Annotated in this window: 8 protein-coding genes, 1 pseudogene and 3 riboswitches; of the genes and pseudogenes, 3 read left to right on the top strand and 6 right to left on the bottom strand. The window is 65.0% G+C overall.

Annotated elements, in window-relative coordinates:
- Positions 1 to 6 precede the first annotated feature (6 nt).
- From Q331_RS0117470 to Q331_RS0117455, 4 genes are all read right to left on the bottom strand, one after another.
- A complete protein-coding gene (locus Q331_RS0117470) occupies positions 7 to 2,877 on the bottom strand; it encodes a ribonucleoside-diphosphate reductase subunit alpha (protein ID WP_026381733.1) in 2,871 nt (956 codons plus the stop codon).
- Between the two features lie 107 nt (positions 2,878 to 2,984).
- Positions 2,985 to 3,184, bottom strand: a riboswitch (cobalamin riboswitch).
- Positions 3,185 to 3,204: 20 nt separating this feature from the next.
- Complete coding sequence (locus Q331_RS22400) at positions 3,205 to 3,855, bottom strand: anaerobic ribonucleoside-triphosphate reductase activating protein (RefSeq protein ID WP_051631318.1); 651 nt, start codon at positions 3,853 to 3,855, stop codon at positions 3,205 to 3,207.
- Positions 3,848 to 4,036: an anaerobic ribonucleoside-triphosphate reductase gene (gene nrdD / locus Q331_RS24345; protein ID WP_026381732.1), complete on the bottom strand. Its 189-nt coding sequence runs from the start codon at positions 4,034 to 4,036 to the stop codon at positions 3,848 to 3,850. Before nrdD ends, Q331_RS22400 begins: the two co-directional genes overlap by 8 nt.
- Positions 4,037 to 4,058: 22 nt before the next feature.
- Complete coding sequence (locus Q331_RS0117455; RefSeq protein ID WP_026381731.1) at positions 4,059 to 6,083, bottom strand: ribonucleoside triphosphate reductase; 2,025 nt, start codon at positions 6,081 to 6,083, stop codon at positions 4,059 to 4,061.
- 114 nt (positions 6,084 to 6,197) lie between these two features.
- Positions 6,198 to 6,405, bottom strand: a riboswitch (cobalamin riboswitch).
- A 415-nt stretch (positions 6,406 to 6,820) separates the two neighbouring features.
- Between Q331_RS0117455 and metH the strand changes: the two genes are divergently transcribed.
- A complete protein-coding gene (gene metH, locus Q331_RS0117445) occupies positions 6,821 to 10,603 on the top strand; it encodes a methionine synthase (RefSeq protein ID WP_026381730.1) in 3,783 nt (1,260 codons plus the stop codon).
- Positions 10,604 to 10,759: 156 nt separating this feature from the next.
- A complete protein-coding gene (locus tag Q331_RS0117440) occupies positions 10,760 to 11,728 on the top strand; it encodes an AraC family transcriptional regulator (RefSeq protein ID WP_026381729.1) in 969 nt (322 codons plus the stop codon).
- A 4-nt stretch (positions 11,729 to 11,732) separates the two neighbouring features.
- On the opposite strand, the gene Q331_RS0117435 is transcribed toward Q331_RS0117440, so the two are convergent.
- Positions 11,733 to 12,149 (bottom strand): hypothetical protein, encoded by a 417-nt coding sequence (locus Q331_RS0117435; RefSeq protein ID WP_026381728.1) that lies wholly within the window; start codon positions 12,147 to 12,149, stop codon positions 11,733 to 11,735.
- 66 nt (positions 12,150 to 12,215) lie between these two features.
- Positions 12,216 to 13,058, bottom strand: coding sequence for a hypothetical protein (locus Q331_RS24075; RefSeq protein ID WP_210164984.1), 843 nt, complete (start codon positions 13,056 to 13,058; stop codon positions 12,216 to 12,218).
- A 55-nt stretch (positions 13,059 to 13,113) separates the two neighbouring features.
- A riboswitch (cobalamin riboswitch) is annotated at positions 13,114 to 13,319 on the top strand.
- A gap of 86 nt (positions 13,320 to 13,405) precedes the next feature.
- Between Q331_RS24075 and Q331_RS0117425 the strand changes: the two are divergent.
- Positions 13,406 to 14,587, top strand: a pseudogene (locus Q331_RS0117425) (5-methyltetrahydropteroyltriglutamate--homocysteine S-methyltransferase); the annotation flags it as partial.

Raw genomic sequence — 14,587 nt, 5'->3', positions numbered from 1 at the left:
GGCCGCTCACTGGCAGGCTTCGCATTCCGGGTCGTCGATGGCACAGGCCTGGACCCGGGCCCCGTTCAGAGCGGAGGGTACGGCAGCGACCTCCGCGACCGAGACGGCGTTGAGCTTGCCGTCAGTGCCCTTCAGGGTCGATTTCTCCACATGGGTGGCAGAGCGCGAGCGCAGGTAGTAGGTCGTCTTCAGCCCCCGCTTCCAGGCGAGCCGGTAGGTTTCGTCGAGCTTCCGCCCCGAGGCGTTGGCCATGTAGATGTTGAGCGACTGGGCCTGGTCGATCCATTTCTGCCGCCGCGACGCCGCCTCGATCAGCCAGGCCGGGTCGATCTCGAAGGCGGTGGCGTAGAGCGCCTTGATGTCGTCGGGCAGACGGGCGATCTCGCCGACACTGCCGTCGTAATATTTGAGGTCAGATACCGTCACTTCGTCCCACAGGCCGCGGGCCTTGAGGTCGCGCACGAGCGCGGCGTTCACCACGGTGAAGTCGCCGGACATGTTCGATTTGACGAAGAGGTTCTGGTAGGCCGGCTCGATCGACTGCGAGACGCCGCAGATGTTGGAGATCGTCGCCGTCGGCGCGATCGCCATGCAGTTGGAGTTGCGCATGCCGACGGCCATCACGCGCTGGCGCAGGCTCTCCCAGTCGAGACGGGCGCTGCGGTCCATCTCAAGCGAAGGCCGCTCCGCCTGAAGCCGCTCGATGGAATCGACCGGCAGGACGCCCTTCGACCATAGCGAGCCTTCGAAGGAAGAATAGCGCCCGCGCTCGGCCGCAAGATCGACCGAGCCGGAGATCGCTTCGAAGCTCAGCGCCTCCATGCTCTCGTCGGCGAAGGCGACGGCTTCCTCGGAGGCGTAGGGCAGGTGCAGCACCTGCAAGGCATCCTGGAAGCCCATCAGGCCAAGCCCGACCGGACGGTGGCGCAGGTTGGAGCGGCGCGCTTCGGGGATAGTGTAGAAATTGATGTCGACGACGTTGTCGAGCATGCGCATCGCGGTCCGCACCGTGCGCTTCAGCTTCTCCCGGTCGAGGCCTTGCGGCGTGACATGGGCGGCCAGATTGACTGAGCCGAGATTGCACACGGCCACCTCGTCGTCTGAGGTATTGAGCGTGATCTCGGTGCACAGGTTGGAGGAGTGCACATTGCCGACATGGCCCTGCGGCGAGCGCAGGTTGCAGGGATCCTTGAAAGTGATCCAGGGATGGCCCGTCTCAAACAGCATGGTCAGCATGCGCCGCCACAAATCGACGGCGTTCATCCGCTTGAACACCCGGATCTCTCCGGCCTCCGCCTTGGCCTCGTAGGCCTCATAGGCAGAGCGGAAGGCCGCGCCGGTGAGGTCGTGCAGATCGGGCGTCTCGTCGGGCGAGAAGAGCGTCCAGGTGGCGTTCTCCTCCACCCGCTCCATGAACAGGTCCGGCACCCAGTTCGCCGTGTTCATGTCGTGGGTGCGGCGCCGATCGTCGCCGGTGTTCTTCCTGAGGTCGAGGAATTCCTCGATATCGATATGCCAGGTTTCCAGATAGGCGCAGACGGCGCCCTTGCGCTTGCCGCCCTGGTTGACGGCGATCGCCGTGTCGTTGGCCACCTTCAGGAACGGCACGACCCCCTGGCTCTGGCCGTTAGTGCCCTTGATATGCGCGCCGAGGCCGCGCACCCGCGTCCAGTCGTTGCCGAGCCCGCCGGAATACTTGGCGAGCAGGGCATTGTCCTTCACCGCCTTGAAGATGCCGTCGAGATCGTCGGCCACGCTGGTCAGGAAACAGGAGGAGAGCTGCGGGCGCGGCGTGCCGGCGTTGAACAGGGTGGGGGTGGAGGCCATGAAGTCGAAGGAGGAGAGGAGGCGGTAGAACTCGATCGCCCGGGCCTCGCGATCGACCTCGCGCAGCGCCAGCCCCATGGCGACGCGCATGAAGAAGGCCTGCGGCAGCTCGAACCGGTTGCCGCGCGCATGCAGAAGATAGCGGTCGTAAAGGGTCTGCAGGCCGAGATAGTCGAAGGCGAGGTCGCGTTCCGGCTCGATCGCGGCGGCGAGCCGATCAAGGTCGAAACGGACGAGCTCGGGTTCGATCAGCTCCTCGGCGATGCCCGCTTTCACATAGGCGCGGAAATACGCGCCGTAGCGCTCTGCCATCTCCGCCTGGGTCGCCTGCTCCGGCCGCCCTGCAAGGAAGGTGAGTGCCTCGCGGCGCAGCTTGTCGAGCAGCAGCCGCGCGGCGACCTTGGAATAGTTCGGCTCCGTCTCGATCAGCGTGCGCGCCGAAAGGATCGGCGCCAGCGCCAGCTCGTCGACGCTGATGCCGTCGTAGACGTTGCGGTGCGTCTCCGCCAGGATCGCCTTGGCGCTGACGTCCTCAAGCCCCTCGGTGGATTCCTCGATCACCGCCTGCAGCCGGGCTTCGTCGAGCGGCACCAGCGCGCCGTCGGCGGCCTTCATCTTCAGGCTGGAAGGGGCGGCCTCCTCCGCCTTGACGGCGGCGCGCTCGCGCGCATGCGCTTCGCGGTAGAGCACGTAGGCGCGGGCGACCTTGTGATGACCGCCGCGCATCAGGGCAAGCTCGACCTGGTCCTGGATGTCCTCGATTTGGAAGGCGCGGCCGGTCTCGCCCCGCCGCGTCAGGCTGGCGACGATCTCGTCGGTGAGCTCGGCGACAATGTCGTGCACGCGGCGCGAGGCGGCGGCGCTGTTGCCTTCGACCGCAAGGAAAGCCTTGGTGAGCGCAACGGCGATCTTGGCGGCGTCGAAGGGCGTCACGGCGCCGTTGCGGCGGATCACCTGATAGCCGGGTGTGCTCTCAGGCTTCCGCGCCCGCTCCTGTGGCGGCAAGTGCTCCGGCTCGATCCGCAGCGCGGCTTCGGCGGTTGATGACATCGGCTCGTGACCCCGTAGCGGTTGGGGCGGGAGCGGAGCGGACGCGCGCGTGATCGGGCCGGAAGGCGGCGAGACGGCATGCGACCACCAGGACACCCCGCCCGAGGACGTTGTTTGCTGTCACGGCAGGTCTCCTGGCTCGCGGCTCGGCGCCTTGGCCCGTCTTCCCAAAGCCGGCAGGCTTCAGTGACATGGGTGGGCAAAGGCTCGCCGCTGACAGTTGCGGGGGCAGCGCCGGACTTCCACCGGCTTCCCTCTTAGCGCAACATCTCGTATGTATGCTGCGACCGTAACACAAGGTGATGTAAATGCGACCCGGTGCCGCGGTCAAGCGGAAATGTGCGTCATCCCCAATCCCGCGCCGGCGACCAGCTCGGGATCGACGCAGCCCTCGCGCCGGAATTTCTGCAGGACATGGCCGCGCACGCCACGCCCGGCAAGATCCTCCTTGAGCCACGCGAGGGCGGCCTCGTCGAGGAGCGACGGGTGGACGGTGGTGCGCACCTGATAGGCGACACCGCTCTGCAACAGATGCCGCAGGCTCTCCGACGCCTTCTCGCCGCTGCCTGCAGCCTTGGTGATCCTGGCATAGTCTGGAAAGGGGGCCTTGATGTCGAAACCCACCCAGTCGACCAGCGGCAGGACGGCCTTGAGCCGTTCAGGGTAGGGGCCGGCCGTGTGCAGGCCGATCTTAAAGCCCATCGCCCGGACCTCGCGGATCGCCTGCGGCAGGGCCGCCTGCAGGGTGGGCTCGCCGCCGGAGAAGACGACGCCGTCGAGAAGCGCCCGGCGACGGGCGAGGAAATCGACGATCTCCGCCCAAGGAATGCGCTGCGGCCCGCAAGCAGGGCGCAGCGACTGGTTGTGGCAGTAGCGGCAATCCCAGGGGCAGCCCTGGCAGAAGATCGTCGCCGCCAACTCTCCCGGCCAGTCGCAGGAGGAGAGGGGGCTGAGGCCGCCGACGCGCAGCTCAGTCAAGATGCGCCTTTTCTTCGGTGAAGCACACGCGCTCGGCGAACTCGCCCTGCTTGCCGCGGTTGAAGGACGAGACAGGGCGGTGATAGCCCATGACGCGGGTCCACACCTCGCAGGGCTGGCGTTCCTCATCGCTCAAAAGGGCGGCGGGATCCTGAGCGGCGGTCTGGCAGGGGGTCTTCATGACAATTGTCCTTTTCTGAGGGTTAGGCAGCCGCCACAAGCTCTCGCTTGCGGGCGATCAGCTCGGCGTCGCATTTCGGGCAGAATGTGTGCGCACCGGCGATGTAGCCGTGCTTGGGACAGATCGAGAAGGTCGGCGTCACCGTGACGTAGGGCAGGCGGAAATTCTCCAGTGCCCGGCGCACCAGCTTCTTGCACGCCTCCGCCGAGGATATCTGCTCGCCCATGTAAAGATGCAGGACGGTGCCGCCGGTGTATTTGCGCTGCAGCTCCTCCTGCCGTTCCAGCGCTTCGAACGGGTCGTCGGTGAAGCCGACGGGAAGCTGGCTGGAGTTGGTGTAGTAAGGATGGTCGGGCGTCCCCGCCTGCAGGATGCCGGCAAAGCGCCTGGCGTCCTCGCGGGCGAAGCGATAGGCCGTCCCCTCGGCGGGCGTCGCCTCCAGATTGTACATGTGGCCGGTCTCTTCCTGGAAGCCGACGATGCGCTCGCGCACATGGTCGAGGAACCTGACGGCGAAGGCATGCCCCCATTCGGTGGTGATGTCCTCCGCATCGCCGGTGAAGTTGCGGATCATCTCGTTGACGCCGTTGACGCCGGCCGTGGAGAAGTGGTTGCGCACCGTACCGAGATAGCGCTTCGTGTAGGGGAAGAGGCCGTTGTCGATGAGCTGCTGGATGACCTTGCGCTTGATCTCCAGGCTGGTGCGGGCGATGTCGAGAAGCGCGTCGAGCCGGGCGAAGAGGCCGGCCTCGTCGCCCTTGTGGACGTAGCCGAGCCGGGCGCAGTTGATGGTGACGACGCCGAGAGAGCCCGTCTGCTCGGCGCTGCCAAAAAGGCCGTTGCCCCGCTTCAAGAGCTCGCTCAGATCGAGCTGCAGCCGGCAGCACATCGAGCGGATCATGTTGGGCTTCAGTTCCGAATTGAGGAAGTTCTGGAAGTAGGGCAGGCCGTATTTCGCTGTCATGGCGAAGAGCCGCTCGGCGTTCTCGCTCTCCCAGGGAAAGTCGGGCGTGATGTTGTAGGTCGGGATCGGGAAGGTAAAGACCCGACCCTTGGCGTCGCCCGTCGTCATCACCTCGATATAGGCGCGGTTGATCATGTCCATCTCGGCCTGGAGATCGCCGTAGGTGAAGGCCATCTCCTCGCCGCCGATGACCGGCACCTGATCCTTGAGGTCGTCCGGGCAGCTCCAGTCGAAGGTGAGGTTGGTGAAGGGCGTCTGCGTGCCCCAGCGCGAGGGGACGTTGAGGTTGTAGACGAGCTCCTGGATGCACTGGCGCACTTCTTCGTAGGACAGGCCATCCTTGCGGATGAAGGGTGCCATATAGGTGTCGAAGGAGGAAAAGGCCTGCGCGCCTGCCCATTCGTTCTGCAGCGTGCCGAGGAAATTGACGATCTGGCCGACGGCGCTGCCAAGATGCCTCGGCGGCCCCGCCTCCACCTTGCCCGGAACGCCGTTTAGGCCTTCCAGAAGCAGCGTGCGCAGCGACCAGCCGGCGCAATAGCCGGACAGCATGTCGAGGTCGTGGATGTGGATGTCGCCGTCGCGATGCGCCGCACCGACCTCAGGCGGATAGACATGCGACAGCCAGTAATTGGCCATCACCTTGCCCGACACGTTGAGGATCAGCCCGCCCAGCGAATAGCCCTGATTGGCGTTGGCGTTGACGCGCCAGTCCTGGCGCTCGAGGTATTCGTTGATCGAGGAGGCGACGTCGACCACGGTCTTGCGGTCGCGGCGCAGGCGCGCATGCTGCTCGCGGTAGACGATATAGGCGCGCGCCGTGGCAAAATGGTTGGCCGAGATCAGGGCCTGTTCGACGACGTCCTGAATCTCCTCGATTTGCGGGGTCTGACCGGCGAAGCGATAGGAAAGGACCTTGACGGTCTGGATCGCCAGAAGCGCCGCCTCCTCCTCCCCGAACTCGCCGCTCGCCCTGCCGGCTCGGGCGATGGCGGAGCGGATCTTGCCGCCGTCGAACGGCACACGGTCGCCGCTGCGCTTGACCACGGCCGCAGGAGGAAGGGCTGAAGGCGCCACTGACATCTCAATTCCCTGTCTAGATTAGGGACGGAGGTCAGAGCGGACGGAAAGCGGAAGCATGACGGCCTGACGGGCCACGCACCGACAACCGCACCACCGGGACACCCCGCCCGAGGACGTTTCACTTCGGCCACGGCAGGTCTCCTGGCTTGCGGGTTGTCGCCAGCATCCAACCTTCCCGAAGCCGAGGCTTCAGTGGCACATCATGGATGCAGGCTCGCCGCCTACAGTTGCGGGGGCAGCTCCGGCTTTGCGTCTTGGCGCACCGGCTTCCCTCTTAGCTCTCGATCATGCGATTCGAAAGACCGTGACCGCTATATCTAGTATGCGGTTTGCTTTCGCTGTCAATCGATAGAATCACGATAACTCGCCGCGGCGGGAATATGCAGTGTCATCTGGATATTGAGGCGTCACATGTTGCCGTCTTGGGGGCGTCTGCATGGATCGCGATCCGCCGCCGGCTGAGAAGGACGACTGCGTTCGCGCTGCGCAGGCCTGCCATCTCGAGGATAGCGCAGCTGAGGAGCCCCTGGCCTCAGTGGAGAAGGCGATCACCGCGGGCCCGCGGAAATGATTTCCACTCGCAGCTGTGACCGCTGAAGCGTGGAGGCACCGTCGCTTTCAGCATCCAGGCACTTGTCTTACCGGCGTCGCTCCAGAACGGATCGGCGATATGTTGACATAAAGATATCTTTATGCAGTTCTGCTCCGGTTGCGCACTCATATGAAGAACGTTGTTCATGTCCTCAATCGATGATTCCCTCCGGCCGGCGGCGGCCACGTCGGACGGCTCGGAGATACTTGCCGCTCTGCAGGCCGCAGCGCGCGAGCGCATCCTGATCCTCGACGGTGCGATGGGCACGCAGATCCAGGACCTCGCTTTTCAGGAGGACCATTTCCGGGGCGATCGCTTTGCCTGCTGTTCCTGCCATCAGCAAGGCAACAACGATCTTCTGATCCTGACGCAGCCGAAGGCGGTCGAGGATGTCCATTACGCCTATGCCAAGGCAGGCGCGGATATCATCGAAACCAACACCTTTTCCTCCACCTCCATCGCCCAGGCCGACTACGGTATGGAGGAGATGGTCTATGAGCTGAACCGCGACGGCGCGCGGCTGGCGCGGCGAGCGGCTATGCGGGCGGAGCAGGAAGACGGCAGACGCCGCTTCGTCGCCGGCGCGCTCGGACCGACCAACCGGACGGCCTCCATCTCGCCGGACGTCAACAATCCGGGCTTTCGTGCCGTCACATTCGATGACCTTCGCATCGCCTATAGCGAGCAGTTGCGCGGCTTGATCGAGGGTGGTGCCGATATCGTTCTCATCGAGACGATCTTCGACACGCTGAACGCCAAGGCGGCGATATTCGCCTGCGAGGAGGTCTTTGCGGAGAAGGGGATCCGCCGGCCGGTGATGATCTCCGGCACGATCACCGATCTGTCGGGCCGCACCCTTTCCGGTCAGACGCCGACGGCCTTCTGGCACTCGATCCGTCATGCCAAGCCTTTCACGGTCGGGCTGAACTGCGCGCTCGGTGCGACCGCCATGAGACCGCACCTGGCTGAGCTTTCCGGTGTCGCCGACACGTTCATTTGCGCCTATCCGAATGCCGGTCTGCCGAACGCCTTCGGCCAGTACGATGAAAGCCCCGAATTCATGGCCGAGCAGATCGAGGGGTTTGCGCGCGAAGGCCTGGTCAACGTTGTCGGCGGCTGTTGCGGTTCGACACCGGAACACATCGCCGCTATCGCCGAGGCCGTCGGCCGTCACGCGCCGCGCAGCGTGCCCGACCCTGCCCCGGAAATGCGTCTTTCGGGGCTCGAGCCGTTCGCTCTGACCAAGAACATCCCCTTCGTGAACGTCGGTGAGCGCACCAATGTCACGGGCTCCGCACGGTTCCGCAAGCTGATCACCGCCGGCGACTATGCTGCGGCGCTGGAGGTCGCGCGCGATCAGGTGGCGAACGGTGCGCAGGTCATCGACGTGAATATGGACGAGGGCCTGATCGATTCGAAAAAGGCGATGGTGGAATATCTCAACCTTATCGCCGCCGAGCCCGATATCGCCCGCGTGCCGGTGATGATCGATTCCTCCAAATGGGAGGTGATCGAGGCAGGCCTCAAATGCGTGCAGGGCAAGCCCATCGTCAATTCGATCTCGATGAAGGAAGGGGAGGAGGCTTTCCTCAACCAGGCCAGGCTGTGTCGTATGTACGGCGCCGCCGTGGTCGTCATGGCCTTCGACGAGATCGGCCAGGCCGATACCAAGCACCGCAAGGTCGAGATTTGCACCCGCGCCTACAAGCTGCTTACCGAGAAGGTAGGCTTCCCGCCCGAGGACATCATCTTCGATCCCAACGTCTTTGCCGTGGCCACGGGCATCGAGGAGCACGACAATTACGGCGTCGATTTCATCGAGGCGACGGGCGAGATCATCGGTTCGCTGCCTCATGTTCACATTTCCGGCGGCGTCTCCAACCTTTCCTTTTCCTTCCGCGGCAACGAACCGGTGCGCGAGGCCATGCACGCCGTGTTCCTCTATCATGCCATCCAACGCGGTATGGATATGGGTATCGTGAATGCCGGCCAGCTCGCCGTGTACGACACGATCGACCCGGAATTGCGGGAAGCATGCGAGGACGTGATCCTCAACCGGATTCCGAAGGCGGGTGGCACGGCGACCGAGCGCATGCTGGAGATCGCCGAGCGGTTCAGGGGCTCTGGCGGAAAGGAAGCGAAGGAGAAAGACCTCGCCTGGCGTGAATGGCCCGTCGAGAAGCGGCTGGAGCATGCGCTGGTCAACGGCATCACCGAGTTCATCGAGCAAGACACCGAAGAAGCGCGACTGAATGCCGAGCGGCCGTTGCACGTCATTGAAGGGCCGTTGATGGCCGGCATGAACGTCGTCGGCGATCTGTTCGGCGCGGGAAAGATGTTCCTGCCGCAGGTGGTGAAATCGGCCCGCGTGATGAAACAGGCCGTCGCCGTTCTCCTGCCCTACCTGGAGGCCGAAAAGGCCGCGAGTGGCGGCTCGCACCGGCGGGCCGCGGGCAAAATCCTGATGGCGACGGTGAAGGGCGACGTCCATGACATCGGCAAGAACATCGTCGGCGTCGTGCTCGCCTGCAACAACTACGAGATCGTCGATCTCGGCGTCATGGCCCCGGTTACCAAAATACTGGAGACGGCTCGGCGCGAGAACGTGGACATTGTCGGGCTTTCCGGCCTGATCACCCCGTCGCTCGATGAGATGGTGCATGTCGCCTCCGAGATGGAGCGCGAGGGCTTCGACATCCCGCTCCTGATCGGCGGCGCGACGACGAGCCGCGTGCACACCGCGGTGAAGATCCATCCGCAGTACGAGCGCGGCCAGGCCGTCTATGTGACCGATGCCAGCCGCGCGGTCGGCGTGGTTGGCAGTCTGCTGTCGCAGGAGACGAAGCCTGACTATGTGGAAAAGCTGCGCGCCGAATACAGGAAGGTGAGCGAGGCGCATGAGCGCTCGGAGCGCGAGAAGCAGCGGCTGCCGCTGGCCAGGGCGCGCGCCAACGCACACAGGATCGACTGGGCCGACTACACGCCGCCGCGCCCGTCCTTCACCGGTGTGAGAGCGTTCGGGACCTGGGATCTGGCCGATCTCGCGCGCTACATCGACTGGACGCCATTTTTCCACGCCTGGGAGTTGAAGGGCCGCTATCCCAAAATTCTCGAAGACGACAAGCAGGGGCCTGCCGCCCGTCAGCTCTTTGAGGAAGCTCAGCTGATGCTGGCGAGGATCATCGACGAAAAGTGGTTCGCGCCGAAAGGCGTCATAGGCTTCTGGCCCGCCAACGTGGTCGGCGACGACATCCGTCTGTTCACGGACGAGACACGCAAGACAGAGCTCGCCACGCTTTTCACGCTGCGCCAGCAACTGGCCAGGCGCGGCGACAGGGCCAATGTCGCCCTTTCCGATTTCGTCGCGCCGGTCGAAAGCGGAAAGCCGGATTGGGTCGGTGGATTCGTGGTTACCGCCGGCATCGAGGAAGTCGCCATCGCCGAGCGGTTCGAGCAAGCCAACGACGATTACAACTCCATCTTGGTCAAGGCGCTTGCCGACCGTTTCGCCGAAGCCTTTGCCGAGCGAATGCATGAGTGTGTGCGCAAGGAGTTCTGGGGATACGCGCCGAACGAGGGCCTGGCGCCGGACGAGCTCATCGGCGAGCCCTACCAGGGAATCCGGCCCGCTCCGGGCTACCCCGCCCAACCGGATCACACGGAAAAGGCGACCCTCTTCAGGCTGCTCGACGCGGAGAAGAACGCGGGCGTCAGCCTCACCGAAAGCATGGCGATGTGGCCGGGCTCGTCCGTCTCCGGAATCTATCTGGCCCATCCGGAAAGCTATTATTTCGGCGTAGGCAAGGTCGAGCGCGATCAGGTCGAGGATTATGCAGCGCGCAAGGCGATGAGCGCGCCAGAAGTCGAACGGTGGCTGGGGCCAATACTGAACTACGTGCCAGCGTCGCTCGCTCAGGCTGCCGAATAGCGGCAGGAAATCCTTGCGATGACCCTGGCGGCCTGGAGGAACGGCCGCCGGTGCAGCGTCCGTTGCCGGGTACGTCGGTCACCGACCTCTGCTATCTTCCTCGCGTGCCTGCCAGGAGCATGCTCGAAGGACGGTCGTAAAGCCGAGGGAGGGGCGATGCTTCAGGATCCCTTATCAGACGTGATCCGCGCGCTCGATCTGAAAGGCGGGGTGTTTCTGGAGGCGCGCATGAGCGCGCCTTGGGCACTCGCGGCGCAGGTTGGGCCGGAGGATTGCAGGCCGTTCATGGACGTGCCGGCACAGATCATCGCCTATCACGCCGTCACCTACGGCCGGATGTTTGTCGCGGCCGGGAGTACTGCGCCCCTGGAGGTTGGTGCCGGCGAGATCGTCCTTTTGCCGCGAAACGATCCGCACACGGTCATGAGTGCGCCGGGCCTCACCCCGGTGGCCGGCGAGGATCTGCTGTCGCCGCCGGGTCCGGACGGCCTCGTGCGCATCGAGCACGGCGGCGGCCGCGAAGAAACCCGCCTGTTCTGCGGCTTCCTCGCCAGCGATGGGGCATCCCATCCTGTCCTTGAAACGCTGCCGCTGCTTCTGACAGTGCCTCTGGCTGATGTCGCCTCACTGGCCTGGATCGAAGCTTCTGTGCGGGTTGCCGCACAGGAGCTGGCGCGTGGCAGGGTCGGGTCCGCGGCGGTGATGTCGCGGCTGTCGGAACTCCTGCTTGTCGAGGCTCTGCGCCGCCATTGCGAGAGCGAAGCCAGTCCGGCGGGGTGGCTCGGCGGCATGCGCGACCCGCAAATCGGCCGCGCTCTGGCGCTGTTGCATGGTGACCTCGCTCGCCCATGGACCGTGGAGGACATCGCCGGAAAGCTGCAGATGTCGCGGACGGCTTTCGTCGATCGCTTCGCCCTGTTCCTCGGTGCGCCGCCGATCCGCTACCTCGCCCAGGCGCGGCTTGCCGCAGCGCGATCGCTCCTGCGCGAGACCCGGCTGACGGTGCGCGAGATCGCCTATCGCGTCGGCTACGAGGCACCGGTCGCCTTCAACCGCGCCTTCAAGCGCCAGCATGGCGTGCCGCCGGCGGCCTGGCGCGACCGACATCGCGCCGCGACCGGCTGAGACATCAGAAATACTGGCAGTGATCGGCCTTAGTGGCCTTCTCGGCGAGGAACCAGCCCGGGTTGACAATGCCATCGGCCGCCTCGCTCAGATCGCCGTCGACGACAGCGAAGGTCGATGCGGCAAACCTGCAGCCGTACAATCTGGCATTGCCGGTGTTCTTGATCAGCTTCAGGAAGTCGGCGATCGCGACGGGATCGCCCTCGGCCTTCAGCCGGCGCTTCAGCCAATCGGCTTCATGGGCGTGCGCGGCGTCGACCTGCAGCGCCGCCGCGCCCTCGTCGGTGAGCGCACGCACCGCCCAGAGCACGAAGAGGAGGTCGACCTCAACGCCCGCCGCGGCCTGGGTATACGCGAAGGTGAGCAGGGTAAGGATGCGGTCATAGGCGTCGTCGCGCACGACAATGGCAAGGCTCTTCATCTCGGTGTCACCGTTCATGGATGTCATTGAGGGAGGCGGCCATCGCCGCCCCGCCGCCGGCTGCGCTCAGGCAGCGGCGGCGGCGGCCGTTCCGGCAAGGCGTGCCCTGCCCAGGAAGCCGCGGTTGATGGGGCTGTGGGGCTTCAGCGCCCGCCGCTCGTTGGCGAGCGCTTCGGCCATGCCCGACATGCCTGCGCGGATGGCCGCTTCCGTCACCGTCCAGTCGATGATGTCACGCTGCGCGTGGCTGGCGCCGAAACTGTTGGCGATGAAGCGCGCGCCATGCAGCCTCTCGACGGCGGTGGCATAATCCCCACGCCAGAAGGCGGCGAAGCCTTCCACGAGCGGGAGCGCGGTCCGCCGCCCCCATTCGCAGACTTCGGCCGGAACGCCCTCAGCCTGCCGCAGCGCCGTGGCGATCCGCTCGACATCGGCCTGCCTGCCAGCGCCGAGATAGGCCATCACCGCATGCCAGTCGTTGAATGGATAGGTCCTGCCATCCGCATGCGCGTCCCAGGCCTTCGCCGCCTCGATCCAGCGATCGCCGACGTCGTGGCCGCAGAGCTGCAGCCGCCAGAGGATCGCCGACGCGTCGAGTGCGCGGTCGAACGCAGCGGCTGCCTCCGGCGAAGCGCCCGGGAGCGCATTTCCCTGTCTGTCCGATCGCATCACGCCGTCCTCCTGAATCAGAGACAATTCCAGATATGACGCCACGCCGATCGGATCGGCGGCGTCTTCGGTGCGATTGTGGCGAAACAGCCGGGAAGAGAAATGATCGAGCAATCGGAAACGTTGACCGGCTGCCCGAACAAAGCGCTCTGAAGGCAGACCGATGGCCGATCGGACTGGCAAGCAGTTGCGGCCGCCGGCGTCCTTTAGCGCTGCGGGGCGGAATTGCGCTCGCCACATTATATAAAGACATAAAGACACCTTTATATCTCTTGACAGGGGCGCTGCGCCTATCGCACACGTGGACCGTCGAGGTGCCCCGGCTTGCGAGCCGAGGCTAAGAGGGAATCCGGTGCGCCGAGAAGCAAGGCCGGAGCTGCCCCCGCAACTGTAAGCGGCGAGCCGAAGTCCACCAAAAGCCACTGAAGCGGCAAGCTTCGGGAAGGCCGGACGAGGCGCCGAGCCGCCAGCCAGGAAACCTGCCCCGACGAATGTGCAATGTCCTCGGGCGGGGTGTCCCGGAGGTCGCGGCCCGCTTTCAGCGTTCCCGTCCCGTCCCCCGTCCGTCCAGCCAACGGGGGTTACTCTTGGAAAAATTTCCGCTTCCCACAGCCACTTTGGGCGTCCCGCGCATCGGGTCGCGCCGCGAGCTGAAATTCGCACTGGAGAGCTACTGGGCCGGCAAGTCTGGTGCCGGCGCGCTCTTGAAGAAGGCCGCCGAGCTCAGAGCCGCGAACTGGGCCTATCAGGATACGATCGGAATCGACGACATCCCGTCGAACGATTTTTCTCTCTATGACCATGTCCTCGACACGGCCGTCATGGTCGGGGCCATCCCCGACATCTATGGCTGGGATGGCGGCGAGGTCTCGCTCGACACCTACTTCGCCATGGCGCGCGGCGGTGAGATCGACGGGCGGAGCGTGCCGGCCCTTGAGATGACGAAGTGGTTCGACACCAACTACCACTACATCGTCCCGGAGCTTGCGCCCGACCAGCGCTTCACGCTGGCCACCACCAAGCCGCTCGATGAATTCGCCGAGGCGAAGGCGCTCGGCTTTGCGACGCGTCCGGTCCTCCTCGGCCCGGTCAGCTTCCTGAAGCTCGCCAAGGCCAAGGAAGATGGCTTCGACACGCTATCGCTCCTGGAGGGCCTTCTGCCGGTCTACGGCCAGCTCCTCGACCGCTTCCGCGAGGCCGGGGTAGAATGGATGCAGATCGACGAGCCCTGCCTGTCGCTCGATGCCGATCCGGCGACGCAGAAGGCGCTGAAGCGCGCCTATGACGTGCTGGCGCCGACGCATCCCTATACGCCCATCATGCTCAACACCTATTTCGGCGGTTTGGGCGACAATCTCGATACGGCGCTCGGCCTGCCGGTCGGCGGTCTGCATCTCGACCTCACCCGCGGCGGCGACGAACTCGACCGCATCGTCGACAAGGCTCCGCCCTGCATGGTCCTCTCGCTCGGCGCCATCGATGGGCGGAATATCTGGCGCACCGATCTGGAAAAGCTGGTGGAGAGGCTGGAGCCGGTCATCGCCACGCGCGGCCGAGACCATGTGGAGATCGCTCCTTCCTGTTCGCTCCTGCACGTGCCGATCGACGTCGAACTGGAAGAAGGTCTCGATCCGGAGCTGAAAGGCTGGCTGGCCTTCTCCCGGCAGAAGATGGGCGAGATCGTCACGCTCGCCCGTGCGCTCGGAGAGGGCAGGGAGGCCGTCGCCGAAGCTTTGGCCGCTTCCAGCGCCGCCGTTGAAAGCCGCCGC

This window comes from Afifella pfennigii DSM 17143 (assembly GCF_000688515.1).
Taxonomy (GTDB): domain Bacteria; phylum Pseudomonadota; class Alphaproteobacteria; order Rhizobiales; family Afifellaceae; genus Afifella; species Afifella pfennigii.
The sequence above is the reverse complement of the archived record's forward strand: the minus strand, read 5'-3'. Positions and strand labels throughout refer to the sequence as shown.